22 protein-coding genes, 1 tRNA gene, 1 pseudogene and 1 other annotated feature are annotated in these 24,740 nt (G+C 49.6%); of the genes and pseudogenes, 17 read left to right on the forward strand and 7 right to left on the reverse strand.

Annotation, left to right across the window (positions count from 1 at the left end; all coding sequences use genetic code 11):
* Positions 1–50 precede the first annotated feature (50 nt).
* The 3 genes and pseudogenes from B2U90_RS05840 to B2U90_RS05850 form a co-directional block, all read right to left on the reverse strand.
* Positions 51–1,646, reverse strand: coding sequence for a BCCT family transporter (locus B2U90_RS05840; protein ID WP_292017340.1), 1,596 nt, complete (start codon positions 1,644–1,646; stop codon positions 51–53).
* 13 nt (positions 1,647–1,659) lie between these two features.
* Positions 1,660–2,850, reverse strand: a pseudogene (locus B2U90_RS05845) (trans-sulfuration enzyme family protein).
* Between the two features lie 239 nt (positions 2,851–3,089).
* A complete protein-coding gene (locus tag B2U90_RS05850; protein ID WP_059075296.1) occupies positions 3,090–3,908 on the reverse strand; it encodes a MerR family transcriptional regulator in 819 nt (272 codons plus the stop codon).
* Positions 3,909–4,156: 248 nt separating this feature from the next.
* Between B2U90_RS05850 and B2U90_RS05855 the strand changes: the two genes are divergently transcribed.
* Both B2U90_RS05855 and B2U90_RS05860 read left to right on the forward strand, forming a co-directional pair.
* Complete coding sequence (locus tag B2U90_RS05855; RefSeq protein ID WP_170087513.1) at positions 4,157–4,597, forward strand: MarR family winged helix-turn-helix transcriptional regulator; 441 nt, start codon at positions 4,157–4,159, stop codon at positions 4,595–4,597.
* 43 nt (positions 4,598–4,640) lie between these two features.
* A complete protein-coding gene (locus B2U90_RS05860) occupies positions 4,641–5,594 on the forward strand; it encodes an epoxyqueuosine reductase (protein ID WP_292017341.1) in 954 nt (317 codons plus the stop codon).
* Positions 5,595–5,625: 31 nt separating this feature from the next.
* Here B2U90_RS05860 and B2U90_RS05865 read toward each other — a convergent pair whose 3' ends face one another.
* Both B2U90_RS05865 and B2U90_RS05870 read right to left on the reverse strand, forming a co-directional pair.
* The gene (locus tag B2U90_RS05865; protein ID WP_059075293.1) at positions 5,626–6,543 is read right to left on the reverse strand and encodes an alpha/beta hydrolase; all 918 of its coding nucleotides are present in this window, start codon (positions 6,541–6,543) and stop codon (positions 5,626–5,628) included.
* A 206-nt stretch (positions 6,544–6,749) separates the two neighbouring features.
* A tRNA-Ser gene (locus B2U90_RS05870) sits at positions 6,750–6,838 on the reverse strand.
* A gap of 272 nt (positions 6,839–7,110) precedes the next feature.
* On the opposite strand from B2U90_RS05870, the gene B2U90_RS05875 reads away from it, so the two are divergent.
* Entirely contained in the window at positions 7,111–7,797 is a 687-nt protein-coding gene (locus tag B2U90_RS05875; protein ID WP_292017342.1) for a hypothetical protein, read from the forward strand.
* 158 nt (positions 7,798–7,955) lie between these two features.
* Entirely contained in the window at positions 7,956–8,828 is an 873-nt protein-coding gene (locus B2U90_RS05880) for a DMT family transporter (RefSeq protein WP_292017343.1), read from the forward strand.
* A 99-nt stretch (positions 8,829–8,927) separates the two neighbouring features.
* On the opposite strand, the gene B2U90_RS05885 is transcribed toward B2U90_RS05880, so the two are convergent.
* Entirely contained in the window at positions 8,928–10,166 is a 1,239-nt protein-coding gene (locus tag B2U90_RS05885) for a hypothetical protein (protein WP_113855723.1), read from the reverse strand.
* 73 nt (positions 10,167–10,239) lie between these two features.
* Positions 10,240–10,490 (reverse strand) — a binding site (T-box leader).
* A 377-nt stretch (positions 10,491–10,867) separates the two neighbouring features.
* On the opposite strand from B2U90_RS05885, the gene B2U90_RS05890 reads away from it, so the two are divergent.
* From B2U90_RS05890 to B2U90_RS05905, 4 genes are all read left to right on the forward strand, one after another.
* Positions 10,868–12,031: an alanine dehydrogenase gene (locus B2U90_RS05890; protein ID WP_059075288.1), complete on the forward strand. Its 1,164-nt coding sequence runs from the start codon at positions 10,868–10,870 to the stop codon at positions 12,029–12,031.
* A 36-nt stretch (positions 12,032–12,067) separates the two neighbouring features.
* The gene (locus tag B2U90_RS05895; protein ID WP_075581243.1) at positions 12,068–13,471 is read left to right on the forward strand and encodes a sodium/glutamate symporter; all 1,404 of its coding nucleotides are present in this window, start codon (positions 12,068–12,070) and stop codon (positions 13,469–13,471) included.
* A 373-nt stretch (positions 13,472–13,844) separates the two neighbouring features.
* Positions 13,845–14,000, forward strand: coding sequence for a hypothetical protein (locus B2U90_RS05900; protein ID WP_154662683.1), 156 nt, complete (start codon positions 13,845–13,847; stop codon positions 13,998–14,000).
* Positions 14,001–14,135: 135 nt separating this feature from the next.
* Complete coding sequence (locus B2U90_RS05905) at positions 14,136–15,512, forward strand: MATE family efflux transporter (protein ID WP_292017344.1); 1,377 nt, start codon at positions 14,136–14,138, stop codon at positions 15,510–15,512.
* 122 nt (positions 15,513–15,634) lie between these two features.
* Here B2U90_RS05905 and B2U90_RS05910 read toward each other — a convergent pair whose 3' ends face one another.
* Positions 15,635–16,540 carry a hypothetical protein gene (locus tag B2U90_RS05910; protein WP_292017345.1) on the reverse strand — a complete coding sequence of 302 codons (906 nt, stop codon included), beginning with the start codon at positions 16,538–16,540 and terminating at the stop codon, positions 15,635–15,637.
* A gap of 199 nt (positions 16,541–16,739) precedes the next feature.
* On the opposite strand from B2U90_RS05910, the gene B2U90_RS05915 reads away from it, so the two are divergent.
* The 9 genes from B2U90_RS05915 (at position 16,740) to purN (ending at position 24,734) form a co-directional block, all read left to right on the forward strand.
* Positions 16,740–17,441, forward strand: a complete 702-nt coding sequence (locus tag B2U90_RS05915) for a tRNA (adenine(22)-N(1))-methyltransferase (RefSeq protein WP_236699603.1) — start codon at positions 16,740–16,742, stop codon at positions 17,439–17,441.
* The gene (locus tag B2U90_RS05920) at positions 17,417–18,535 is read left to right on the forward strand and encodes a Nif3-like dinuclear metal center hexameric protein (RefSeq protein ID WP_113855726.1); all 1,119 of its coding nucleotides are present in this window, start codon (positions 17,417–17,419) and stop codon (positions 18,533–18,535) included. Before B2U90_RS05915 ends, B2U90_RS05920 begins: the two co-directional genes overlap by 25 nt.
* Before the next feature lie 18 nt (positions 18,536–18,553).
* The gene (gene thiE, locus B2U90_RS05925; protein WP_075581240.1) at positions 18,554–19,216 is read left to right on the forward strand and encodes a thiamine phosphate synthase; all 663 of its coding nucleotides are present in this window, start codon (positions 18,554–18,556) and stop codon (positions 19,214–19,216) included.
* Between the two features lie 212 nt (positions 19,217–19,428).
* Positions 19,429–20,094 (forward strand): amino acid ABC transporter permease, encoded by a 666-nt coding sequence (locus tag B2U90_RS05930; protein WP_059075283.1) that lies wholly within the window; start codon positions 19,429–19,431, stop codon positions 20,092–20,094.
* Positions 20,081–20,800 (forward strand): amino acid ABC transporter ATP-binding protein, encoded by a 720-nt coding sequence (locus tag B2U90_RS05935; protein WP_059075282.1) that lies wholly within the window; start codon positions 20,081–20,083, stop codon positions 20,798–20,800. Before B2U90_RS05930 ends, B2U90_RS05935 begins: the two co-directional genes overlap by 14 nt.
* Before the next feature lie 251 nt (positions 20,801–21,051).
* Positions 21,052–21,606 carry a 5-(carboxyamino)imidazole ribonucleotide mutase gene (gene purE / locus B2U90_RS05940; RefSeq protein WP_072235705.1) on the forward strand — a complete coding sequence of 185 codons (555 nt, stop codon included), beginning with the start codon at positions 21,052–21,054 and terminating at the stop codon, positions 21,604–21,606.
* A gap of 51 nt (positions 21,607–21,657) precedes the next feature.
* Complete coding sequence (gene purF / locus B2U90_RS05945) at positions 21,658–23,079, forward strand: amidophosphoribosyltransferase (protein ID WP_075581238.1); 1,422 nt, start codon at positions 21,658–21,660, stop codon at positions 23,077–23,079.
* Positions 23,066–24,127, forward strand: coding sequence for a phosphoribosylformylglycinamidine cyclo-ligase (purM, locus tag B2U90_RS05950; protein WP_292017346.1), 1,062 nt, complete (start codon positions 23,066–23,068; stop codon positions 24,125–24,127). Before purF ends, purM begins: the two co-directional genes overlap by 14 nt.
* Positions 24,120–24,734 (forward strand): phosphoribosylglycinamide formyltransferase, encoded by a 615-nt coding sequence (purN, locus tag B2U90_RS05955; protein ID WP_059075279.1) that lies wholly within the window; start codon positions 24,120–24,122, stop codon positions 24,732–24,734. The genes purM and purN overlap by 8 nt, the downstream gene beginning before the upstream one ends.
* Positions 24,735–24,740 lie beyond the last annotated feature (6 nt).

Here is a 24,740-nt window from a genome sequence, read left to right on the forward strand (position 1 = left end):
TGCGATGGCCCTGTTTTTTGGGTTTTATCCAATCATATAGAAATGGTTAGTTATACAGCATTCCACTTATCTTTATTGACGTCATCGACATACAATTCTTTTTTGCGGATATCTTTTCGCAAGGTCTTATAAAATGTGACCAGGAGAAGGACGATGACGGCAGAAAGGGGGATAGCCATAATGGTCGTAACAGACTGGATGGTCGTGAGGACGTTGAGCCCTGGTACCATGTGTTCCAGAAACAGGATGCCGACAGGCAGGAGCAGTACGAGAAATGCCCAGAAAACTTTGTACCAGCTGGCCGGTTCTTCATCATTTTTCAAGTTTTTAGAAGTCAGTGTCGCAACGACCGTAGAAGCGGCAGTGGCTCCACAGGCCAGGGTGATAAAGACGACTGCCATGTAGACGACGATTGCCATGTAGACGACGATTGCCAGTGATGAAAGCGGCAGCGTCTTAAGGACGGCCAGAACAGCGGCATTATTACCGCTATCGATGACTAACTGTGATAATGACAGAACGCCTGTCAATTCCTGATGCATGCCGTAATTACCTAATATGGCGAAGGCCAGCCAGCAGGCCAGTGTTGTCCAGATGCAGCGGACGATGGCGATTTCCCGGAACGTACGGCCATAGGAAACACGGGCCAGCCACAAACCGTCAGAAATCGTACAGCCCAGATACCAGGCCCAGTAGAATACGGTCCATTGCTGGACAAATCCTGTCTGGGCAATGGCGTCGGTATTGAAACTCATGTGCACGAATTCCCGGATATTGGTTCCGACAGCCATGGTGAAGTTATTGAGAATAAACGACGTAGGACCGACGATAAGGATGAAGATAAAAAATCCCAGTGCCAGTTTGACATTGAAGTCGCTGATGATACTGATGCCCTTGGCAATACTCTTGGAGGTGGAAAGAATAAAGAAAAGGCAGAAGATGAGTATTACGGCGATGCGCAGCGTAAAGGTTACTTCAAAGCCCAGCAGGTAGCCAGCCAGTTCTGCCAGAATGGATGTACCCAGTCCGACAGTGCAGACCAGACCGCCGATATAGCCAAAGGCGACGAGACCGTCGATTATTTTACGGATAATGCGGACCGGAAGGCTTTCGCCTTTTAGCACGGATTTGCATAAATCAGACAGATTCAGCGAGTCTACTTTCTTATTCCAGAACATATATCCCAGTGCCAGGGAGACGGGAAGATAAATGGCCCATGCGGAAAATCCCCAGTGGAACATGCCGTATGCTGACGCATATTCATAGGCCTGTACTGAATCGGGAATGACTCCGAACGGCGGTGTTTTGACATAATACATCCATTCGACCATGCCAAAGATGAAAATACCGGCTCCGGCAGCAGAGCACATGTTCATAGCTGCCCAGGAGAACGTCTTATAGTGAGGCTTGGCACCATTCCCACCGAGGCGGATATCCCCGTATTTGGAAAACATGATAAAGATGGCAAAGACGGCACTGAGAAACGCGATGAGCATGAGAGCCCAGGGAAAATCAATCGTCATTATATTATAGAAAATACTGATGACGTACGCCGTTCCTTCCGGTGCCAGCACCATGGGGACGACAAGGGCGAACAGCAGGCCGACGGCTAACAGGGCGATAGGCAGATTGATATTTTTCAACATAGGAATCACCGCCTTACTTTACTGTATCAAATACAGATAACGCCTGTTTGAAATCAGCTATCAGGTCTTCTGTCGATTCGATGCCCGATGAAATGCGGATCAGCCCTTCTTCCATTCCCATGTCACGAAGCTACTGTGGGGTGAAATCAAAGCGGAACGCCGTAGCGGGGTGGGCGATGGTCGTACGATAACCTCCCAGTGTTCCCAGATATTTGACTACCTTCAACCGGTGCATGAATTCATTGACTTTCTGCCGGTCGTCTTCTACGCGGAAACTGAGCATGGCACCGCAGCCATGGGGCAGTAATGTTTCAGCCAGTTTATGCTGGGGATGATTGGAAAGAGTCGGATAATTGACATAGCGGACATGCGGATCGGCCTGCAGGGCTTCGGCCAGGGCACGCGCGTTGGCGAACTGGCGGGTGACGCGCATTTCCATGGTGCGGATGCTGCGCAGGAGAAGCCAGGAACTCTGGGGATCAAGGCAGCCGCCGAAAAGAAGATAGTCGGAATAGATTTTTTTCATCAGCTCTTTAGGACCGGTAATGCAGCCGGCTGTAATATCACTGTGGCCACCGAAGTATTTTGTCATGCTGTGTACGACGATATCGGCACCGTGATCGAGCGGGCAGATAGCAAAGGGTGTCGTGAATGTGCTGTCCACGACGACGAGAGCGCCTGCTTTATGGGCGATACGGGTGATGGCGTCGATATCGATGATGCGGATCAGCGGGTTGGTAATGATTTCCGTATAGATGAGACGGGTATTTTTCTGGACGGCCTGTTCTACGGCATCGGGATCGGTCAGGTCCACATAGGTTACTTCAACGCCAAATTTTTTTACAATGCGGTCGAATAATTCAATCGTTTCTCCGTAAATGGCATTGCTGGTGATGATATGGTCGCCGGCTTTTACCAGGGACAGAATGGTTGTAGAAATAGCCGCCATGCCGGAAGAGCAGACCAGAGACTGCTCACCATGTTCAAGATAAGATACTGCCTGGGCTACGCCATCGCGGTTTGGATTAGCTGTACGGCAGTAGTAATATTTCTCTCCTTTATTAGCACGATCATAGTCATCCATATCACTGATAATATTGGCAGTGGAAGGATAAATCGGCGGTGTTTCCGGCCGTTCTACCGGTAATTGCGGTTCGCTCCCGACATACAGGATTTCAGTTTCTCTCGATACAGTCGTGTTCATTATGGTTTCCTCCTAAAAGCAATTTGTAATAACTATGCAAAACGATGTTTTGCTATGAATAGAGCATAAACCTTTTTGTAAGAAACGAGTCAATTCTTTTTTGTGTGCAAAAAAAGAATAGGCTGACGAATTTCACAGCCTATTCTTGCGATATAGTCATTAATAATATGCTTTTCAACTCATTTACAGGCAGGCTACGTCTCTTTGTGGAACCAATTCGGAGTACAACCTTATTCCTGCTATAAGGTTTGCGTTTGTTCAGGAGAATACATCTGTATTTCGTACTGGGCATCCTGATATTCAACGAGGTTATCTTCGAATTCCAGGGCCAGGGCAAGCTCCGGCTGGTTCATATCAGAGAAAAAGTTATGCAGCAGCGTCGTATCCCAATGTTCTTTTAAAACCTGGGTGCGAAAACAGATGTATTCGCCGGCAGGCAGCTTTTTATATTCTGGAAGATACTGATCCGGACGGTGTTTCAGATAAATAAAATACTGTGTAGGATGAAAACGGCTGGCGAACAAATCAGAAATAGAAAGAATATATCCATATTGTCTCCGGTAAGGTAAGTGATGGAGACGGGAAGAGCCTTTGGCTTTCGCCAGGCGGATTTCCATATCGGCCAGGGCGTCTGTATCATAGCAGGGAACCTGGATGATATGGCGTTCCGGCAGATGGAGATGATACAAAATGCTGGAATCATCTATTTTACTCAGATAGGTAAAATATTCGATGTACCATTCGATATCTTTGATGCGGTTCTGAATCTGTTCCAGTTCCTGATAGGATTTCTGCCATTCTTTTTCCAGGGCCGGCAGAAGACCGGCAACAGTCCCTTTTTTGATGATTTGGCCGATATCGGTCAGATGCAGGCCTAATCCCTGAAGATATTTTACCCGGTCGATGATATGGAACTGATCAAATGAGTAATAGCGGTATCCCGTATGTGAATCTATTTTACGGGGTTGTAAAATACCTATTTTTTCATAGTGCCGCAGGGTCTGTGTCGTCACGCCCAGCAGTTTTGCCGTTTCACCAATGGTATAGTACGATTTCATAAGGAATGCCTCGATGATTTACTGCACCGTGCAGAATTTTTTATGCATTTATTATATCACATTCTGGAAGCTATCCTGATGAATAGATAAGAGAAAGATGTATTTTGAGTTGCCAAACCCGGGATATCCCGGTGACCTTCAAGAACGGCATGGAATCGGGGCATAGGCAGGAATAAAAGCTGACTGTTTCTTGACGAAATCAGTGGCTGATGATAATATAGTGCATATACACGATAAGGAGATAGAACATGAATCAAGAATGTAGTACCAGAAAGAAAGTTCATTTACGGCAATGTCATTGTTTTAATTTACGGCAAGTTACCTTGGCAGTCACGGCTTTATACGACAAATATTTACAAGAAGCAGGGATTACGGTGCAACAGTATTCTATCCTCTGGCATAGCAAGGAATTAGGCCCTTTATCAATTACAAAATTAGCCTCAGCCATGAATTTGGACCGGACGACTCTTTCCCGGAATATTACGCTGCTTACAAAACGGGGATTGCTGGAAACGCTCCCTTCTACAGGGCGGCGAAGACTCGTTCAACTGACAGCGCAGGGACAAGTCGTGTTTGCGCAGGCCTATGGATATTGGCAACAAGCGCAGCAGCAATTGGAATCCCGCTTGGGAAAAAAGCAAATGAGCCAGTTAGAAGATTTGTTAGCCCAGTTAATGGGGCAGGGATGATTTTTTTATTTTACGTGTATATACACGATATGGAGAAATGAACATGGATGCGAATAAATTAGGGCAAGACATTTACGATAAGGCATTGGCCTGTGGCTTTGATGATTGTGGCATCATTCCGATAGATGATATGGATGGATTTCAACAGCGGTTACAGGAACGGGAAGAGAAAGTTCCGTCCAGCGCCTTTTTTTATCAGGGAATGGGAGATTTTGCGAATATTAAGAAACGGTTCCCTTGGGCCAAATCGGTAATCATTGGTACGTATTGGTTAGGTAAGTACCGCTTTCCCGCTTCGTTGCAGGGAAAATATGGCAAAGCCTTTTTCCTGTCACCCAGTAATGGTGTCTGTACGGAGAGTCTCACTGCGCGCAACGACTTTGAAACGTGGGTTAAAGAGCAGGGAATCCGCTGTGAAGGAGGTGACCAATTTGGTCATCTCAGCATTGGTCCTTTGCGGTATGCGGCCATGATGGCAGGGCTGGGGATTATTCGCAAAAATAATTTTTTCTATACGAAAAAAGGTTCCTTTGTAGAATTGGTGGGATATGTGATAGACCAGAAGGCTTGGTGTCATCATACACCGGATATACGGCCATGTGCCGAAAGCTGTCACCTATGTCAAGCGCATTGTCCCAGCGGAGCCCTGAAAGGACCATTTACCATGAGCCCGCTGGAATGCGTTTCTTTTATTACGACCTTTGCAAAAGGGAAACTTACACCCGGATTGGATGATAAGAGCTGCGGTACCTGGATCTGCGGGTGTGACAGCTGTCAGGATGCCTGTCCCTATAACCGGCAGCATGACTGGAATCAGGGCGACGCCTATCCCGGACTGGAAGAGCTGGCTCCCCAGCTGCAACCAGAAAAATTGCTGGCACAATCAGATACATTTATCCAAGAGAAGGTCATACCCTATACGGACTATCATATCGCTGCGGACGAAGCAAAAACACTAAAACGATGCGCCGCCCGCTCCCTGGACAATCAGACGTGACAGGGTGAAGGTTACTTTTTTGGCGTTAGTGTCAGTTATTCTCTGTATAACGATGGACAAAGTCTCTGATTTCGTACTCCGATTGTACCGATTCTTCTAATTCGGGTAAACAGATACCGAAATTATGTGGCATCCCGGGATATATGCTTAGTGTAACGCGTACGCCGGCACGGGCGGCTTTATGGGCAAACTCTTCATCTTCGCTAAGAAATATTTCATTGCCCCCGGTCTGGATGAGCATGGGGGGCAGACCGGCCAGATTGCCGTTGATGGGGGAAAGACGCGGGTCATCAACAGAAAGGCTTCCGGCATAGGAGGGGTTCAGAATTTCTGGATACAGTGGAGCGGTACTGCCTAAAATCTGATCTTTTTCTCTGTTACTGACTAGCGATTCCTGGCTGGTGCCTAAATCTACCCAGGGAGATTGGAGAAGTAAAACGCGCGGAAGGCTTATACCGTGATCCCGTAGAAACATAGCAGTTTCAATGGCCAGGTTGGCACCGGCGGAGTCTCCGATAAGGATGATGTCCCCGCCATTCGTTCCCTGTTCCAAAATATAGCTGTAAACAGCAAGAGCATCTTCCAGTGCCGACGGATATACGTGAGTCGGTGCCAGCCGGTAATTTACACAATAAGCGGCTTTAGCGTTCATAAGGAATGCCTGCAGAATCGCACTGACACGCCATTTATCGTGCATGGCACCGGTATAACCCCCGCCGTGGAACTGGAGCAGGACGAGGTCGGACCGGGATGTTGTACGGAATTCTTCAACCGTGATGTCGTGAATCGTACATTCTGATTTTTGCCATCCGGCAGGGAGCTTCAGATGGTAATCCTTTTTACCGGCCCGCATCCGTTTTACTTCAGCGGTGATATAATTTTGTAATTCCCGGCCCTTTAGTTTCAACCCATGTCTGGGAATTAATGGGGTTGCAATGTCAGTATTCATATTAATCCCTCCTAACAGTATCTATGGATATCGTACTATAAAATATAATGAAATAAAAGAGGGGGAGTCCAAAATGAAGAAGGATGGGATAGCAGAATCTGGGGTAGATTTTGGGATAGATTTCACCCATAAAATTCACTATTCCGGACATAGAAAAAAGCGCACAGACAAGTTCCATAAATGGCTTATCTGCGCGCTTTTTTATCTGGCGGAGCGGGTGGGATTCGAACCCACGAGACCTTGCGGCCTAACTGATTTCGAGTCAGCCCCGTTATGACCACTTCGATACCGCTCCATGAAATACTTGAATAGTATAACATGAATCGCTTATATCGTCAAGCTTATTTTGTAGTCTGCATATTTCCATTATGCCTGTGACATGGTATAATAAGTCTATAACACGCATCTTTTAGAGGAACATCCATGCATATGACTGAGAACATACCTGAAAACACATCTCATACTTCACGCAATCGGAATATACGTTTTATTGCACAATGTTTGCTCCTGTATGCGTCCTGTTTCCTTTTATACTATGGTACATCGACGGGACAGGATGTAAGCGACGTGAGTCTGGCCATGAGACAGTTGATTCCACCGACGCTGCTGTTTTATGTCGTACAGCAGATTAGTGGAAAAACACTCCTTTCACGGCTTTGGCTGACGCAATTTCTTACGGGCATGAGCTGGGCACTGACTACCCCGCTGCTTATGTATTTCCAGCATGAGGGAACTCCCAAACTGGATCCCATGGCAGACATATTGTTTGGCTGTTATGCTGCGCTGTTTCTGATGTCGGCACAGCAGCTGACTGCCGGACGCAGGCATTGCCGCCTCTTTCAGTCCTGCACGACCATATTATCACAACTCCTGATGCTTATTCCGTTATGTCAGGTGATACATTTTTTCTTGTATGGGACCTGCATAACAGAGCAGACGATCTTTACATTTCGTACGGAACCATTGGGAATGTACGTACAGCAGGTATGCACCAGTTTAGGATGGCCCATGGTTATGGGGATAGTCGTCTTTTACTATTTCCTGGGATACTTTATTTTTAAGTTTAATGCCAGAATTTTTATTTCTCTGCCGACACTCAAACGGAATGCCAGCGTTTTGATTTTCTTCCTTACCTTTGTCATATTGGCGGTTTATCTGCCAAAGAATCTGATTCATCAGACCTATTTTTTCCGCGCCTGGCATCAGACGACCAAGGTGATGGAGCAGCAGATGCCGGCAGATGAAAACAGGTGATGATACATGCTGGCGGACCGTAAGAGCGTGCAGGATAGGATAGGTAGTGTTGCCCTTCCGACAGATAAGATAGATCATACCTGTATCTGTCAGAAGGGCATTATTAGTATTATGAGTGGAAATCCGCAGGGATTTTGGCTTACGAAGGGGTGGGAAAGGTGTATTCATTGGAATCACATGCCAGAGGGTATTTAATTTTTTCTATGTTTGTTTTTGGGACGGTGGGATTATTTATTCATTATATTCCCCTGCCATCCAGTATCATCGCTCTCAGCCGGGCGTCACTGGGGGCGGCGTTCCTGTTCTTTCTGGTCCGTTTCCGCCATATGCCTATGTCGGGGCAGCAGATCCATGATAATCTGAAGTTGTTGATTATTTCGGGTATCTGTATCGGCATTAACTGGATTTTACTATTTGAGGCGTTCCGCCATACGACGATGGCCATTGCTTCGATTTGCTATTACATGGCACCGGTATTTGTCATTCTCGTATCGCCGGTCCTGCTTCATGAAACCCTTACGGTACGAAAAGTCGTGTGTGTATTGCTGGCACTTCTGGGCATGATGTTTGTCGGAGGCGTTTTTGAACATGGGTTATCGGGCGTTACTGACTTGTCCGGTATTTTCTTTGCCCTCGGAGCAGCCGTATTTTATGCTTCCGTTATTGTGTGCAATAAGAAATTTTCTCCGATTTCGGCGTATGATAAAACCATTATCCAGTTGGCAGCGGCTGCCGTAGTTTTATTGCCATATACCCTTATCACGGAAAACTGGTCTTCCTTGTCCTGTACGCCATTTCAGTTTTTCCTGCTTCTCGTACTCAGCCTGTTTGTTACGGGATTTGCCTATGCGTTATTTTTTGGCTCCATGAGATACTTAAAAGCGCAGACGGTGGCCATTCTGACCTATATTGATCCGATTGTTTCGGTATTTCTGTCGGCCTTATTTTTACAGGAACCGCTGGCTGTCAGCACGATCATCGGGGCTGTCCTCATTCTGGGCTCGACTCTCGTCAGTGAGCTCAAAGCCTGAATCAGGGCATAGAAAGAGAGGCCGTCACATCAATTGATCAATGTGACGGCCTCTCTTTTGCGTTTACTGTAGATGTTTTTTATTTAAGGAATCTGAAAATTATGCGTTTTCCTTGGCCGTGCTCATGACCGGAGATTCTTCGAAAGAATCAGGATCTGCATTCATGGCGTCGATGCGGGCACGGTATGCTTTATCTTTGGCATAACGGATGTTTTTGTAACGGCCTACGGTCAGGAAGGGAACGATGATGATAGCAATAGCCAGGTATCCACAGTAGCCATAGCCGTATTTGATGATATTGGTCAGACCGACGATAGAAACGGTCATGGACAGGGCAATGATGAAGAACGTGACAATGGCAGAACGGATAACGGCACTCTTGCTGACTTTTTTCAGCATATGGATTTCAGAGAAACGGGCCGTGAAGCCAAAGACGGTCGTAACGCCCGTAGAAATCAGGCATAACATCAAGAAGATGCTGTAGGCAACGGTCAGCCAGGTCATGCCCATGGATTTCAAGCTGGTCAGTGTCGGTAATGGAGATTTACCATAGATGCCGGTCCAGCCCAAGAGCATGCAGACGGCCAGGGTCAGGGCGATGGCATTCATAGCGAAAGAGAACCACATGGATGTAGCACAATTTTTACGGGTGACCAACGGCATGCCGACGACGATCATGGTCGGGATGACGACGCACTGGAAACCGGAGTAGGTGAATGCATGCAGAATAGCTGTCGGCAATTTGGAGAAGCCGTTTACGGCGAAATCCTGAGCCATGGCCTGTGTAAAGAACATGGTGCCTTCTACCGAACCGCCCATATAGACGCCGACGGAGAAGATGGCAATGACCATAGCCAGGATGGCAATGCCCATATAGGTCGTAGCGCGGCGGACGAGGCCGGCACCAAAAATGGTCAGGAAGAAAATAATCGTGCCGACGATGCCGATACCGGCATAATAGTTGATGCCCGTCTGTGCGGCCAGGGCAGAAGCAGCGCCGGAAACCGTGGCGGAAACGGCCATGATGACCATGATATAAAAGAATGCTTCAAACAATACTTCGATACCTTTAAACGGGCTGTACAAATTCTGGAACAGTTGTTTATAACTGCGCAGATGACGGGAATTGTACATATTCATAGCTTCTTTGATGGTCAGTGTAAACAGCAGCATCGTAATGATGGCTGTAACCGGTCCGAGCCAGCCCAGGCTGACGAAATAGACGTTTTCCTGATTGCCTGTAGCAAAACCGCCGCCGGCATGAGAACTGAATAATACGGCACCGACCGAAAAGCACAGGCTCAGCGATGCGGTTTTAAACGTGGATGGTGTTTGCATGATAATTCCCCCTAGTATAACAAATATCCCTCGTGAGAGAAACGAAAACGCCTTTCGTCTCTCTGCGTGTTTGCTAAGAGACGAAAGGCGTATATATCCTTCCGCGGTACCACTCTGCTTCGCCTGAAATCAGGCGCCCTCTCGGATACGGCATTTTCGCGATATCCATGCTCTGTAACGGGAGTTCCCGTAGCGGCCTACTAACCTTCTTTCAGCCTTTCCGCTCGGCAATGAGTTCGACTCCCCGTTCGCACTGCCTTGCACCGGCCGGCAGCTCTCTGTAGCTGATTGGGTAAGTTTACTAGTTTGCTTCATCGCGTTTGTGTGACGTTTGATGGTGCAATCATAGCACGCACATGGGGGAGTGTCAAGAAAATTCACGAAAAAAATATTAAAAATTTTCAGGTAAACGTTTAAGTTTACAAGAAAAACGTTTTACGTATCGACACTTTTTTTGCCTGATATTATAATTTTAAACTATGCAGGTGTAGGTTTTTTTTAAATGCACCCAGTCCGGCGGAAATCACAGGGAAACATATTTCGACAATCCATCTAGAAGGGACAAATGTACACAAAAATAATGTATACAAAAAATGTAAGCTCTTATATATTGACAGCCCTCAAATATATAAAATATAATTGAAGTGTTGTCATTATACCAACATTGCTTATACATATATAATTTTGAGGAGGAATTATTCATGAAATTTGGCGTATTGAAAGATATTAAAGCTGATGAATACCGCGTCATAGCTACTCCGGCAGAAGTCGCCATGATCGCCCGCACAGGTGCGGAAGTATGGGTCCAGAAAGATGCCGGCAAGGGGGCTGGCTTTTCTGATGAAGCTTATGCGGCAGAAGGTGCTAAAATTGTCGATACGATGGAAGAAATTTATGCCAACTGTGATTTTGTGGCAAAAGTAAAGGAACTGGAAGAACGGGAATTTGATCTCATCCGGGAAAACCAGATTATCTTCACCTGCATCCATCCGGCAGCCCATCCGGCAGAAGTCGATGCCCTGCTGGCTCATAAAGCCGTATCCTTTGCAGCGGAAGACTCGCACCGCTATGGTTCGCCAAACTGTGAAGCAGCTGGTAAAATCGGCGCTATGATGGGCCTGAACAGCCTCCTTTCCTGCAACGGAGGAAAAGGCAAGTTCGTCAATGGCTTTGGCGGTGCTCCCGGTGTCCATGCCCTGGTCATCGGCGCCGGTACGGTTGGCCGTGCCTGTGTCGGCGTCCTGCAGCAGCTCGGTGCCCGGGTTACGGTCATGGATGTCAACATCGGCGTATTGCGCATGATCGGCCAGCAGTTCCATGAAAGCGTGGATACGATGATTTCCAATCACTATAACCTGACGAAGATCCTGCCGACGGTCGATGTCGTTTACAATTGTGTCCGCTGGCCGAAAGATGCCAAAGAATTCATGATCGACCGCAAGATGGTGGCATCCATGGAAAAAGGTTCTGTCATCGTCGATATCAGCAACGATTATGGCGCCATTGAAACGTTCCATGAAACAACTCATTCCCATCCGACCTATGTGGAAGAAGGTGTGGTTCATTACTGCGTCAGCAATATCCCGGCAGCCTGCGGCCAGTCTACTTCCATTGCCTACGCCGCTTCCGTCCTGCCTCATTTCCTGAGCATCATCAAAAACGGAGTCGCTGCTGCCTGTGCAAAAGATGGCTTCCTGCGCCGTTCCATGGTAACGTACAAGGGCTATCTGACACACGAAGAAACGAGTGCTATTCAGGATAAACCCTGGATTCAGCCAGAAGTCATCCTCGGCATCAAAGATCAGGAACTGGATCCGGCTCCGGCTGCAACGGTTTCTAAATCCACTAATTTCGTTAAATTATAATTATACAATCACACGTCAGGACAGGGGGATACGTTTGTGACCGTTACTAATTTTCTGATCGACTTTTTTATAGCCTCAGTGTTCATTCTCATCGGGCAGCTGCTGCGCTCTAAAGTGGGATTTATCCAGAGATTTTTTATGCCGTCGGCGATGGTGGCAGGCCTTTTGGCACTGGCTGTCCGCTATACGGGGATCCTGCCGTTTTCCAAGGGGATTGGCAGTTATCCCGGCACGTTGATCATCCTGATTTTTGCGGCTATCGGCCTTCAGGGATTCACCATCCGTAAGAACGATATGAAAAAGGAAGTAGCCCGCCTTGGCTCTTACTTTTGCTACAAGACGCTGGCTCAGGCGATTCAGTTCAGCCTGCCTGTTATTTTTTCTATTCTGGTCATTTCGCAGCTGTTTCCCGATATTAACTATGCCTTTGGCCTCCTTCTGGCATCGGGCTTTTCCGGCGGTCATGGTACGGCCGCTGCCGTCGGGTCGGCTCTGGCGCAGATGGGGTTTGAAGATGCCAAGGATATTGGCATGACCTGTGCTACGGTAGGTCTGCTGGCGGGCATCTTCGGCGGACTTATCTATACGAAAATGGCAGCCCGCAGAGGCTATACGGCGTACATCAAGGATTTCTCCTATATTTCCGGCGACTTGAAGACCGGGCTGATTTCCAAGGAAAACCGTCAGTCCATGGGGGATGAAACCATTTCTTCGACGACACTGGATACGCTGGCTTTCCATCTGTCTCTGCTTCTGACCTGCTCCGGTGCCGGATGGTTCATCATGGATTTCATCTATAAGAGTACCGGTCTGGACCTGCCGAGTTACCTGTTTGCCTTCCTGCTCGGCGTGGGCCTCTTCCTCATCCTGAAACGGACGCCGGCTTACGATTACATTGACAACCGGGTCATCAGCCGCATTTCCTGCACGGCGACGGACTATCTTGTCTTCTTCGGCATTGCCTCTATCAAGATTCCCGTCGTCATCGAGTACGCTGTTCCCCTCCTTATGCTGCTCATCGTGGGCATGATCATCGTTACGTATATGCTCTGGGTTGTCGGTCCTCAGATGAATAACGAAAGCTGGTTTGAACGGTCTCTCTTCGTGTACGGCTATTCGACAGGCGTCTTTGCCATCGGGTTCGTCCTGCTGCGTATTGTCGATCCCGACAACAAGTCCAAAACGCTGAATGATACGGCTATTGTCGGTTCTCTCAATACGCCGTTTGAAATGTTTGCCTGGTCCTTTGGTCCTATCATGCTCATGCAGGGTCAGCACTGGCTTTTTGCCGGCCTCTATCTGGCTCTGACGATTGCCTGCTTTGTCGTCTGCAAAGCCTGTGGCTGGTGGTGGGGCGGTACGGACAAGCATCGTCCCGGCCTCGGGACAGGGGAAACGGAACAGGCCGTTGCCCTGGAAGCATCGGGCACTAATAAATAATGACTGATAAATAATCGATATGGAATGAAGAAAAGGACGGTCACACAAGAAATTTGCTGTTGTGTGACCGTCCTTTTTATGCGTTTTGGGCATGAAAATCGTGTTACATAACCTTGGCTTTGTAATAAAAATGGTTTTGTTTTTTAAGTGACAGGCGTTACTTTTAAGCGGTTTAAAATTTTAATATCATTCCGAAAAATTTAATATCATCTGCGGAGAAAAGCTATGCGTAAGGGATATTGGTCTTTTCAGTTGTTTTGTTTTATAATGCATAGCGGATAGGGAAAGAGCCCTGAAAAGCGCATGGAATACGCTGTTATCAGCAATTTTCCATGTCGTTTTACTCGCTTGTAGAGAATAGGAGAATCCGCGTATGTATATCATGGGAATGGAAAAAATTTTAAGCCGTAATTACGCAATCTGGAAAAAATCCGAAAAAGATAAAGACGATGATAAAACAAATCACCGCGGTCCCCGCAAAGGACTGCCTGTGGGACTGATGATGGATTGTCTGCCGGCGATGGGGTAAAAATATGTCAGTCATAAATAAGAAAGCACAGCAGAAAAGAGAAATTCCGCCTTTCTGCCGTGCTTTCTTTTTGCTATAATGAAATAACAATAGTATCGTTTCAGGATAGGTGGGCCCAATGGAAAAGGAGACCTTATGGATCACGTACAACGCATAAAACGGCATGAACACAAAAAAAGACAGATTGATATGCTGCACGGTCCTCTTTGGAACAAATTGATTATATTTGCACTTCCTCTGGCCCTGACCGGCGTGCTTCAGCAATTATTCAATGCAGCCGATGTGGCTGTGCTGGGGCAGTTTGTAGGAACCCATGCCATGGCGGCCGTAGGCAATAACACACCTGTCATTTCGTTATTTGTCACCTTGTTTCTGGGCTTGTCCCTGGGGGCCAATGTCGTCATCGCCCGGTATCTGGGAGCACGCTGTCCGGAACAGGCCGGCGAAGCCGTTCATACTACGTTTATGCTGGCTTTGCTGGTCGGTATACTGCTCATGATCCTGGGAGAGGCGACGGCCGGTATCATTCTGTCTCATCTCGGCGTTCCCGACGTGGTTATGCCGGCAGCCGAGTTGTATTTGCGGATTTATATGCTGGGACTTCCGTTCATCAGCTTTTATAATTTCCAGTCCGCTATTTTCCGCAGCCGGGGAGACACGCGGACGCCACTGGTGGCCCTTGCTGTGGCCAGTGGTCTGAATATCGTGCTCAACCTGCTATTTACGGGACTCTTTTCCGGGGGAGTCGCCGGTGTAGCGATTGCCACCGTCCTTTCCTATGGCGTAGGAGCGGCGATTTTGTTCGTCGCCTTGTTGCACAGCGACGATGTCCTGGAATTACATTTGCATGACTTGTGCCTGAAACGGGTCTATCTGGCGCCTGTTTTACGGATCGGACTGCCGGCAGGCCTGCAGGGCATGGTGTTTTGTATTTCCAATATCATCATCCAGTCGGCCATTAACAGCCTGGGTGCCGATGCCATGGCCGCATCGGCAGCAGCTTTTACCATCGAAATCAACGTGTACTGTATCATCAATTCATTTGGCCAGGCTGCGACAACCTTTGTCAGTCAGAACTACGGTGCCCGCAATATCCGGCGCTGCCGGAGCGTCATGTGGTGGTGTCTGGGCCTCAATGCCTTTTTCATGGGACTGATGGCCTTGTTCATTTACTGGAAGGCGATTCCCATGCTGGGATTTTTCAGCAGCGATCCCCTGGTCATCGAATTGGGGAATACGCGCATCATTTATGTCGTGTATACCCAGTTTATCAATATCCTCATAGAAATTTTGTCGGGAGCCATGAGGGGATATGGCTTTTCTCTCCCGCCGGCTGTCCTCACTCTCATTGGCATCTGCGGTGTGCGCATTGCCTGGGTGTATGCCGTTTTTCCTTCATCCCACACATTTGCAACGCTCATGGCAAGTTATCCCATCAGCTGGATCGTGACGGCCATACTGCTGGGCCTGTTATATTACCGGTACGTACATCGCCTGCCCCATACATCATAGAAAATAAAAAAAGAAAGCGGATTTGTCCCCATGGCAAAAGCCTTGTGGGAACAAATCCGCTTTGCGGTTTAGTATATATCCTGCCATTTTCAGTACCGTTGCGTCAGATGACGCAGGCCGTCTTACCGGCGTGGCGGCGGGGGAGGCCGATGTCCCCGTGGCGGTGGCGGACCGGGATGATGATGGTGGTGATGCCCGTAATATCCCCATCCGTATGGCCATGGGTCATAGTCCCACATTGCATCGAGGTAGATTTCATTCAGATAGGCGGCATAGGCCATGCGTTCCAGATCCTCTTTGGTCACGACACGGATTTCCCGGACTACCGTGCCTTTCTGGTCGCCAACTGTATAGTCTGCCATGATATCGGCTTTACCCGTAGAGACCGGCTCGATGACGCCGGACCCGGTTACTTTGGCAATCGTGTCATTCAGGCTGCGGGCACTAAGCGTATAGGGGACATTTCCGGGAATCTGCATCCGGATGACGCCCTTGCTGCCCAGTGCCAGATAACGCGGATATACGACGAGGCGGCTCTTTTTCAGCAGTTTTTCCGCACTGCCATAAATCATGCCCGGCTGCTCCTCGTCTACCCGCCAGACAGACGACTGGTCTTTGGCGACCAGATACTCACCGGCCAGTTCCTGTGTATCCGTGTGGTATGCCCGGACATGACGGAAATACTTATCCGTCAGTTCTTTATCGATGCGCAGGTAGTATGGTTTTTCCTTGTTATCCAGTCCGGTCAGAGCCGGATTCAGACTGTTGATCAGAGTCGTCGTCTGGTCATAGGCCTTGCCGCTGGTAAGATAGAATTTTTTTATGAGTTCCGTGCTCCGTCCTGCCAGCGGATCGACGGGCTTACGGGTATTTGATACGGCATCAGCTGTTCCGTTTTCTGTAACAGCTGATGTCGTGGCAGGCGCTGCCGGGACGGTTGCCGTCGGTGATGCCAGGGCGACTCCGCTGCATCCTGCCAGCAGAGATAACCAGAGTGCCGTACGATAAATGAGTTTTTTCGCTTTCATGGAGAAGATACCTCCTTGGTAAAGGACTTTTTCATACATCTATTATAAGAGGACATTCCTGTTTTGTCACATCCATCGGACAAACTGTCATGGAACTGAGACAATTTTTCCTCCTCTTTATAGCAGACTGATACAGAAAAATGTCTATGAATGTGGTAAAATATAAATAATGTGCATAGTATAAAAGGAGTGTTATCCAGTGATACATCTCACGAAACGCCTGCAGGCAGCGGCCGGACTCGTTCCGGAAGGGGCCTGCATAGCCGATATCGGGACCGATCATGCCTATCTGCCCGTTGCCCTTTGTACCAGCGGGCGGTGTCCCTCTGCCATTGCAGCCGATATTGCCGAAGGTCCGCTCAGCGCGGCCCGTTCCCATGTACAGGGGGCAGGGCTGGCATCGTGCGTTGAATGCCGTCAGAGTGACGGACTGCAGCGCATCCTGCCCGGAGAAGTGGACGGCGCCGTTTTCTGCGGTATGGGCGGCCCCCTTATCGAACATCTGCTGGAGCAGTCGCCGGACGTCGTCCGTTCCCTTTCCTTCCTGATCCTGCAGCCCCAGAGCCACGCATCCCGCCTGCGGCGGTATGTATACAGCCAGGGATGGCATATTACAGCGGAACGGCTCGTAGAGGAAGAAGGCCGGCTGTATGAAATGATGAAAGCAGAACCGGGCTGCGGGGAAATCCCTGATGACTGGCTCTACGATGTCGGCCCCTGCAACTGGCAGACCAGGAATCCGCTCCTTCCCCGGCTGATCCGTCAGCTCATCGAAAAAGACAGGATGATTTGTCAGGGCCTGGAGAAAAGCCAGCAGGACCAGGGGGGAAGACAGGAACAACTCAGGACACACATTCAGACCATGGAGGCTCTCTTATGTCGATACAACTCAGTAAAATAATCAACATCATGGAATCCTTTGCGCCGCCCTGCCTGGCGGAAAAATGGGATAATCCGGGCCTGCTTGTCGGCAGTCCCCGGGAAGAAATCCAGAGTGCGGTGGTAACACTGGATGTGACCATGGATACGGTGGAATACGCGATAAAGAATAAAATCAATCTGATTATCAGCCATCATCCGGTTATTTTCCAGAAATTATCGTCCCTGCGCACGGACACCTATGACGGGCTCATGTATGAGAAATTGCTGAGCCATCACATTTCCGTCTACAGCGCCCATACGAACTGGGACAGTGCCGAACACGGCATCAATGATATCCTGGCACGGAAAATCGGACTGACGGACATACAGGGCCTGGTTCCCGTTCATACGGATCCACTGTACAAATTCGCCGTATATGTCCCGGAAAGCCACGCTGAAGCCGTGCGGATGGCACTGGGAGAGGCCGGTGCCGGTTTTATCGGGAATTACAGCCATTGCATGTTCAGTGCAGACGGAGAAGGGCAGTTCAAACCTCTGGCCGGGACGCATCCCTTCATTGGCGATATAGGGAAACTGGAACGGACGAAAGAAGTCCGGATTGAAACGATTATTCCTGCCAGCCGGCTGAATCTGCTTTTATCGGCCGTACGGATGGCTCATCCATACGAAGAACCGGCCTTTGATATCTATCCCCTGGTCAATAAGGGGAAATCCTGTTATATCGGGCGGATTGGAAAGCTGGCACAACCGGAACCGGCACGGATGGTCCTGCGGAAAATCAAGCGGGCCCTGGGCATCCAGATCCTCACCTATGCCGGGCCGGAAGATATCATCGTAGAAAAGGTAGCCCTTTGTGGAGGGGCCGGCGCGTCTTTCATTGGCGAAGCCGCCGCTGCCGGTGCCCAGTTGTACCTGACGGGCGATGTGAAATACCACGAAGCACAGGACGCGGTAAAGCGCGGACTGGTCATTGCCGATGGCGGCCATTATGGTACGGAAGTCATTTCTGTCCCGGTCCTGGCCCGGCGCCTGCAGAATGCCGCAAAAGAACGGGGCTGGCAGGTTGTTTTCCAGACAGACCCGACGATGAAAGATATGTTTGGCCATTGTTAAGAAAGGAGTAATGAAAGAATGAAACGAGAAGAAAGTCTGCATCAATTTTTAACGGAACCCATTTATTGCATCCTCGGTGAAGCCCTGTGCCTGGGCAGAGGAAATATAGAAACGGCCCGGCAGGTCATCGACGCCGGCGTCAAAGTGATCCAGTACCGGGAAAAGCATAAATCCTGGCGGGAAAAGTATGCAGAAGCCAGCCAGATTGCGGCCATGTGCCATAAAGCCGGCGTCACCTTCATCATGAACGACTCGGTCGATCTGGCCATCGCCTGTGGTGCTGACGGCATCCACGTCGGCCAGGACGATGCACCCTATTCCTTCGTGCGCAGACTGGCCGGCCCGGATGTCCTCATCGGCGTTTCCACGAATACCATCGATGAAATAAAAGGTGCCATTGCCGACGGGGCCGACTATGTCGGATTCGGGCCCATGTATCCGACCCAGTCGAAAAAGGATGCCAACGATGTAGTCAGTGATGAAGCTATCCGTTACGCCCTTACCCAGAACGATATGCCCCTTACCTGCATCGGCGGCGTCGGTCCGGAAAACATGGCACATCTGTACAAAGAAGGATTCCGCTCCTTTGCCATGATCAGTTCCATTATTTCGCAGCCCGATATCGGTGCGGCTGTCCGTCACATGAGAGATATCCTTTCTAAAGCAGCGCAGGAAGGATAAGGACGATTAATACATATCTATATGCCATAGGCAGCGGGGCGTCATCCTCAGGGGTGGCGCCTTTTTTCCTTTTGGACAGGACCTATGTCTATTTGTTGGAAATTTGTCAGGAAGAGGAATAAAAAGAGATTGACAACGCATAATAATGCAATTATAATAGGAGAAGTGTTTATTTTTACTTTCCTATTGACTCTTTTGAAGGAGTGTTTGGCATGAATTTTGACTTTCAGTTAATTCTGAACTCCATCCCACTGCTGCTGCAGGGCGCGGCTGTTACGATTGAAATTACGGCTATGGCAGTCGGTATCGGCCTGGTATTAGGGCTTATCACCAGTATCTGCCGCCTGTCCCATATGAAAGCCTTGAATATCCTCGCTGTATGCTATGTCAATGTCATCCGGGGTACGCCTATGCTGGTACAGATCTTCCTCATTTATTTTGCCCTGCCTATGGTCATCGGCGAACGGATCAACCCCTTTGTCGCGGCAGTAGCGGCCTGCTCGATTAACAGCGGTGCCTATGTATCGGAAATCTTCCGTGCCGGCATCCAGTCCGTAGACCGGGGACAGATGGAAGCCGGTCGTTCCCTCGGCCTTTCCTGGGGGCAGACGATGCGCTATGTCATACTGCCACAGGCGTTCAAGCACGTCATTCCGCCACTGGGCAACGAATTTATTTCTATGACCAAAGAAACGTCGCTGGTCTCCGTTATCGGCTTTGAAGAACTGACACGGCGTGGCCAGCTGATCATCGCCAAGACCTATGGCTCCTTTGAAATCTGGATGACCGTCGCTGCTATTTACCTGATTATGACCCTGGGCATCGCACGCCTGGTCAGCTACTTGGAAAAGAGGTTTGCTACAGATGATAGAAATTAAAGGCCTGAAAAAAAGCTTCGGGACCCATGAAGTCCTGAAAGGCATTGATCTGACAATCAAGGATAAGGAAGTCGTCGTCATCATCGGGCCGTCGGGATCCGGCAAGAGCACCATCCTGCGCTGCATCAATTATCTGGAACAGCCGACGGCAGGCGAAATCATCGTCGATGGCATCAGCATGAGCGATGCCAAGAGTATCAACGACATCCGCAAGGAAGTCGGCATGGTATTCCAGCGGTTCAACCTGTTCCCGCATATGACGGTGCTGCAGAATATCATGCTTTCTCCTATGAAAACCCGTCATGTCTCTAAAAAGGAAGCACAGGATACGGCCATCAACCTGCTCCGCAAGGTAGGGCTGGAAGACAAGAAAGATGCCTATCCGGAAACGTTGTCCGGCGGACAGCAGCAGCGTGTGGCCATTGCCCGGGCCCTTGCTATGAAACCGAAATTCATGCTCTTTGACGAACCGACATCGGCCCTGGATCCGGAAATGGTCCGCGAAGTTCTGGACGTCATCAAGGATCTGGCCCGCGACGGGATGGCCATGGCCATCGTTACCCATGAAATGGGCTTTGCCCGCGAAGTAGCCGACCGCGTCCTCTTCGTCGATGGCGGGTATATCCTGGAAGAAGGGAAACCCGATGACCTGTTCTTCCATCCCAAAGAAGAACGGACGAAAGAATTTTTATCCAAGATTTTGTAAATGCCCGGGCGGTATGCCCGATTATTCACAAGTTATAGCATTTTCATTGACACGCTACGCCCTTTTTGTTAGAATGAAACTGTATTTGATGTGCAATCAATAGTAATAAGGAGATGTAGCATGTATACAGGTTTATGGGCTGGTTTTAAACGGTTTGTACATGTATCATGCTACCCGTATGTCTAGGTGAACAACCCAAAGGTGATATTATGTCCCCTTTGGGTTTTGTGTTTTCTGAGGAGGGGTTAGTAATGAAAGTCGGTTTGGTTCTGGGAAGCGATTCCGATATTCCCGTAATGAAAAAGGCTTTTGATTTGTTTAATGAATTTGGTGTGGAATGTGAAGTCCTTCTGGCTTCAGCCCATCGCACACCAGCCGAAGTACGGGAGTTTGCATCTACAGCACAGGACAGGGGCCTGAGCTGTATCATTGCCGGCGCCGGCATGGCTGCCCACCTTCCCGGCGTGATTGCCAGTTATACGACCCTCCCGGTTATCGGGGTACCGCTGGAAAGCGGCAGCCTGAAAGGGATGGACGCACTCCTGGCTATCGTGCAGATGCCGTCGGGAATGCCCGTCGCCACCATGGCCATCAACGGCGCAAAGAATGCCGCCCTTTTTGCCATCCAGATCGGTGCTGTCAGTGATCCCGAACTGGCTGCCAAGTATAAGGCTTACCGGGAAAAAATGACCCGTCAGGTCATGGAAAAAAATGACAAGCTGCAACAGATGCTGAAGACCAGTGACGCCGTTAAGACGAAACTGAACAATGCGGCCGGCCAGGTACTGCAGGCATTTAAAAAATAGTGAACGACCCTTATTACCATAGATAGATTTTCATACACAGGAGGTTCCCTCATAATGTACGATTCGATTTGGGACAAACAGCACGAAGAGTGCGGTGTTATCGGTATTTTTGACAAAACACTGGATATACCGCGATATCTGTACTGGGGCTTATTCGCCCTGCAGCACCGCGGCCAGGAAAGCGGCGGTATTGCCCTGACCGATGGACATGATATTCATACGTATCGTGGCATGGGCCTGATCAGCACGGTATTTGAAAAAGGTGTCCCCGAAGATCTGGGCGGCCACATCGGTATCGGTCACGTCCGGTATTCGACGACGGGTTCCAACAACCCCCGCAATATCCAGCCTCTGGCCGTATATTCTTCCTTCGGCCAGATTGCGCTGGCCCATAACGGCAATCTGACCAACACGCGGGAACTGCGGGAAGAACTCGATGCCAGCGGCGTGACGTTCCAGACGACGATGGATACGGAACTGATCGTCAACCTCATCAGCCGCAGCCGTCAGAATACTATAGTGGAACGCATCAAAGAAAGCATGAACCGCATCCAGGGGGCTTTCTCCATCGTCGCCATGACCAAAGACCGTCTCTATGGCATCCGCGATGCCTATGGATTCCGTCCCCTTTGCATCGGCAGGACGACGACCGGCGGCTGGGTCATCGCCTCGGAAACGTGCGGCCTCGATGCCCTGGGAGCCACGTTCGTCCGCGACGTACAGCCCGGCGAAGTCGTGGAAATCAGCGAAGATGGCGTCAAATCCTATTTCTATGGCAAGGCGGACCGCAAACAGGTATGTTCCTTCGAATATATCTATTTTGCCCGTCCGGACAGCGTCATCGACGGACAGGATATTTATCAGGCACGGCTCAATATGGGCAAGGAAATGTGGAATGAAACCCAGTATGATGCGGACCTGGTCATTTCCGTCCCCGACAGCGGTAATACGGCGGCTATAGGCTATTCCATGGCATCGGGTATCCCCTTCAACCACGGCCTCATCAAGAACCGTTACATGGGCCGTACCTTCATCAAGCCGAATCAGAAAGAACGGGAACTGGCCGTGCGGATGAAGCTCAACGTAGTCAAATCGGTCGTACAGGGCAAGCGCATCGTCATGGTAGACGATTCCATTGTCCGCGGCACGACCAGCGGCATCATCTGCAAGATGCTCCGCGAAGCCGGCGCTAGGGAAGTCTATATGTGCGTTTCGGCACCGCCCATCATGTATTCCTGCTTCTACGGCATCGATACATCCGTGCGCAAGGAACTCATCGCATCCGCTCTGAGCGTAGAAGAAATCCGCAAGTATATCGGCGTCGATAAGCTGCATTTCATTTCTATCGACGGCCTGTGCCGGGCAATCCCGGGGATCCCCAAAGAAGACCTCTGTCTTGCCTGCTTCAATAATGACTATCCGACTGACATCCCTGTGACCAATGAGGAAGGAGAAAAATATGCTCTCGAATAAAAAAGGTTTAACATACGCCGATGCTGGCGTAGATATCGATGCCGGCAATAAAGCCGTAGAACTCATGAAAGACTCTGTAAAGGCGACATACCGTCCGGAAGTACTGGGTGACCTCGGCGGATTTGGCGGGCTCTTTTCCCTTATGGACAGCAAGATAAAAAAACCGATTCTGGTCAGCGGTACCGATGGGGTAGGGACAAAGCTGCGCCTGGCCATCATGATGAACAAACATGATACGGTCGGCCAGGACTGTGTTGCCATGTCCATCAACGACGTCCTCGTACAGGGGGCCGAACCGCTGTTTTTCCTCGATTACATCGCTGTCGGCAAACTGGACCCCGTCCAGGTCGCTACCATCGTCAAAGGCGTCGCCCATGCCTGTGAAGAATCGGGCTGTGCCCTCCTCGGTGGGGAAACGGCCGAAATGGCCGGCTTTTATGCCAAAGACGACTATGATCTGGCCGGATTTGGCGTCGGCATCGTAGACCGCGACAAGGTGATTACCGGGGAAACCATACAGGCTGGCGATGTACTCATCGGCCTTCCGTCTACAGGCGTTCATTCCAATGGCTTTTCACTGGTACGCAAAATCGTACTGGAACGGCAGAACATGAAACTGGATCAGTACGTCGACGAACTGGGCATGACCATCGGTGAATGCCTGCTTACGCCGACCCGTCTCTATCCCCGTCCGTGCCTGCCGATCATCCGCAACTTTAACGTCAAAGGCATGGTACATATCACCGGCGGCGGTTTTTATGAAAATATCCCCCGCGTCCTTCCCAAGGGAATCGGCGTAGAAATCGACGTGACATCGTGGCCGCAGCTCCCGATTTTCGGCCTGCTGCAGAAATGGGGCGGCGTGACCAGGGAAGAAATGTACCGTACCTTCAACATGGGTATCGGCATGATCATGATCGTTTCTCCTGAAGAAGCCGATGCCGTACTGGAAAATCTGTCCGGCCGCGGCGAAAAGGCCTATGTCATCGGCAGGGCCGTTCAGAGCGATATCCGCGTAACTCTCAAGGGAGGCGCTTTCGATGACTAAAAAACGGATGGTCATTTTTGCTTCCGGACGCGGTTCCAATGCAGAAGCGCTTCATGAAGCCGTAGAAAATGGCACGATCAATGCCGAAATCAAGGCTCTCGTAACGGATATTCCCGGGGCAGCCTGCATCGACAAGGCAAAATCCTGGGGTGTTCCCGTCATCGTCGCCGACCGCAAATCCTTTGACAGCAAACAGGCATTCGAACAGTATATCCTCGATGCCATTGCACCGTATGCGGCTGATGTCATCTGCCTGGCAGGATTCATGCGCCTGCTGAGCAGTGATTTCATTTCTCATTATGAACATAAGATTATCAATATCCATCCGGCACTGCTGCCCAGCTTCCGTGGCCTTCACGCCCAGGGACAGGCTGTGGCAGCCGGCGTCAAGATTGCCGGGTGTACGGTCCATTTCGTCGTTCCCGACATGGATGCCGGGCCGATTATCCTGCAGTCGGCCGTTCCCGTACTGGAAGATGACACGGAAGATACACTGGCAGCCCGGATACTGACAAAGGAACATCCGACCTACGTCCGGGCCGTACAGCTTTTCTGTGATGATAAATTGACAATCGATGGTAACGTCGTTCGTGGCACTCAGGGTTAAGGAGGA

Origin of the sequence: Megasphaera sp. UBA4233 (assembly GCF_002395615.1) — a bacterium.
Taxonomy (GTDB): Bacteria; Bacillota; Negativicutes; order Veillonellales; family Megasphaeraceae; genus Megasphaera; species Megasphaera hexanoica.

Coding starts and splice junctions, on each gene's coding strand:
- B2U90_RS05890 (WP_059075288.1), top strand. CDS start 10,868: ATGAAATTTGGCGTATTGAAAGATATTAAAGCTGATGAATACCGCGTC.
- thiE (WP_075581240.1), top strand. CDS start 18,554: ATGAAACGAGAAGAAAGTCTGCATCAATTTTTAACGGAACCCATTTAT.
- B2U90_RS05860 (WP_292017341.1), top strand. CDS start 4,641: ATGGATGCGAATAAATTAGGGCAAGACATTTACGATAAGGCATTGGCC.
- B2U90_RS05905 (WP_292017344.1), top strand. CDS start 14,136: ATGGATCACGTACAACGCATAAAACGGCATGAACACAAAAAAAGACAG.
- purE (WP_072235705.1), top strand. CDS start 21,052: ATGAAAGTCGGTTTGGTTCTGGGAAGCGATTCCGATATTCCCGTAATG.
- B2U90_RS05840 (WP_292017340.1), bottom strand. CDS start 1,646: ATGTTGAAAAATATCAATCTGCCTATCGCCCTGTTAGCCGTCGGCCTG.
- B2U90_RS05855 (WP_170087513.1), top strand. CDS start 4,157: ATGAATCAAGAATGTAGTACCAGAAAGAAAGTTCATTTACGGCAATGT.
- purM (WP_292017346.1), top strand. CDS start 23,066: ATGCTCTCGAATAAAAAAGGTTTAACATACGCCGATGCTGGCGTAGAT.
- B2U90_RS05920 (WP_113855726.1), top strand. CDS start 17,417: ATGTCGATACAACTCAGTAAAATAATCAACATCATGGAATCCTTTGCG.
- B2U90_RS05885 (WP_113855723.1), bottom strand. CDS start 10,166: ATGCAAACACCATCCACGTTTAAAACCGCATCGCTGAGCCTGTGCTTT.
- B2U90_RS05910 (WP_292017345.1), bottom strand. CDS start 16,540: ATGAAAGCGAAAAAACTCATTTATCGTACGGCACTCTGGTTATCTCTG.
- B2U90_RS05850 (WP_059075296.1), bottom strand. CDS start 3,908: ATGAAATCGTACTATACCATTGGTGAAACGGCAAAACTGCTGGGCGTG.
- B2U90_RS05865 (WP_059075293.1), bottom strand. CDS start 6,543: ATGAATACTGACATTGCAACCCCATTAATTCCCAGACATGGGTTGAAA.
- B2U90_RS05935 (WP_059075282.1), top strand. CDS start 20,081: ATGATAGAAATTAAAGGCCTGAAAAAAAGCTTCGGGACCCATGAAGTC.
- B2U90_RS05900 (WP_154662683.1), top strand. CDS start 13,845: ATGTATATCATGGGAATGGAAAAAATTTTAAGCCGTAATTACGCAATC.
- B2U90_RS05930 (WP_059075283.1), top strand. CDS start 19,429: ATGAATTTTGACTTTCAGTTAATTCTGAACTCCATCCCACTGCTGCTG.
- purN (WP_059075279.1), top strand. CDS start 24,120: ATGACTAAAAAACGGATGGTCATTTTTGCTTCCGGACGCGGTTCCAAT.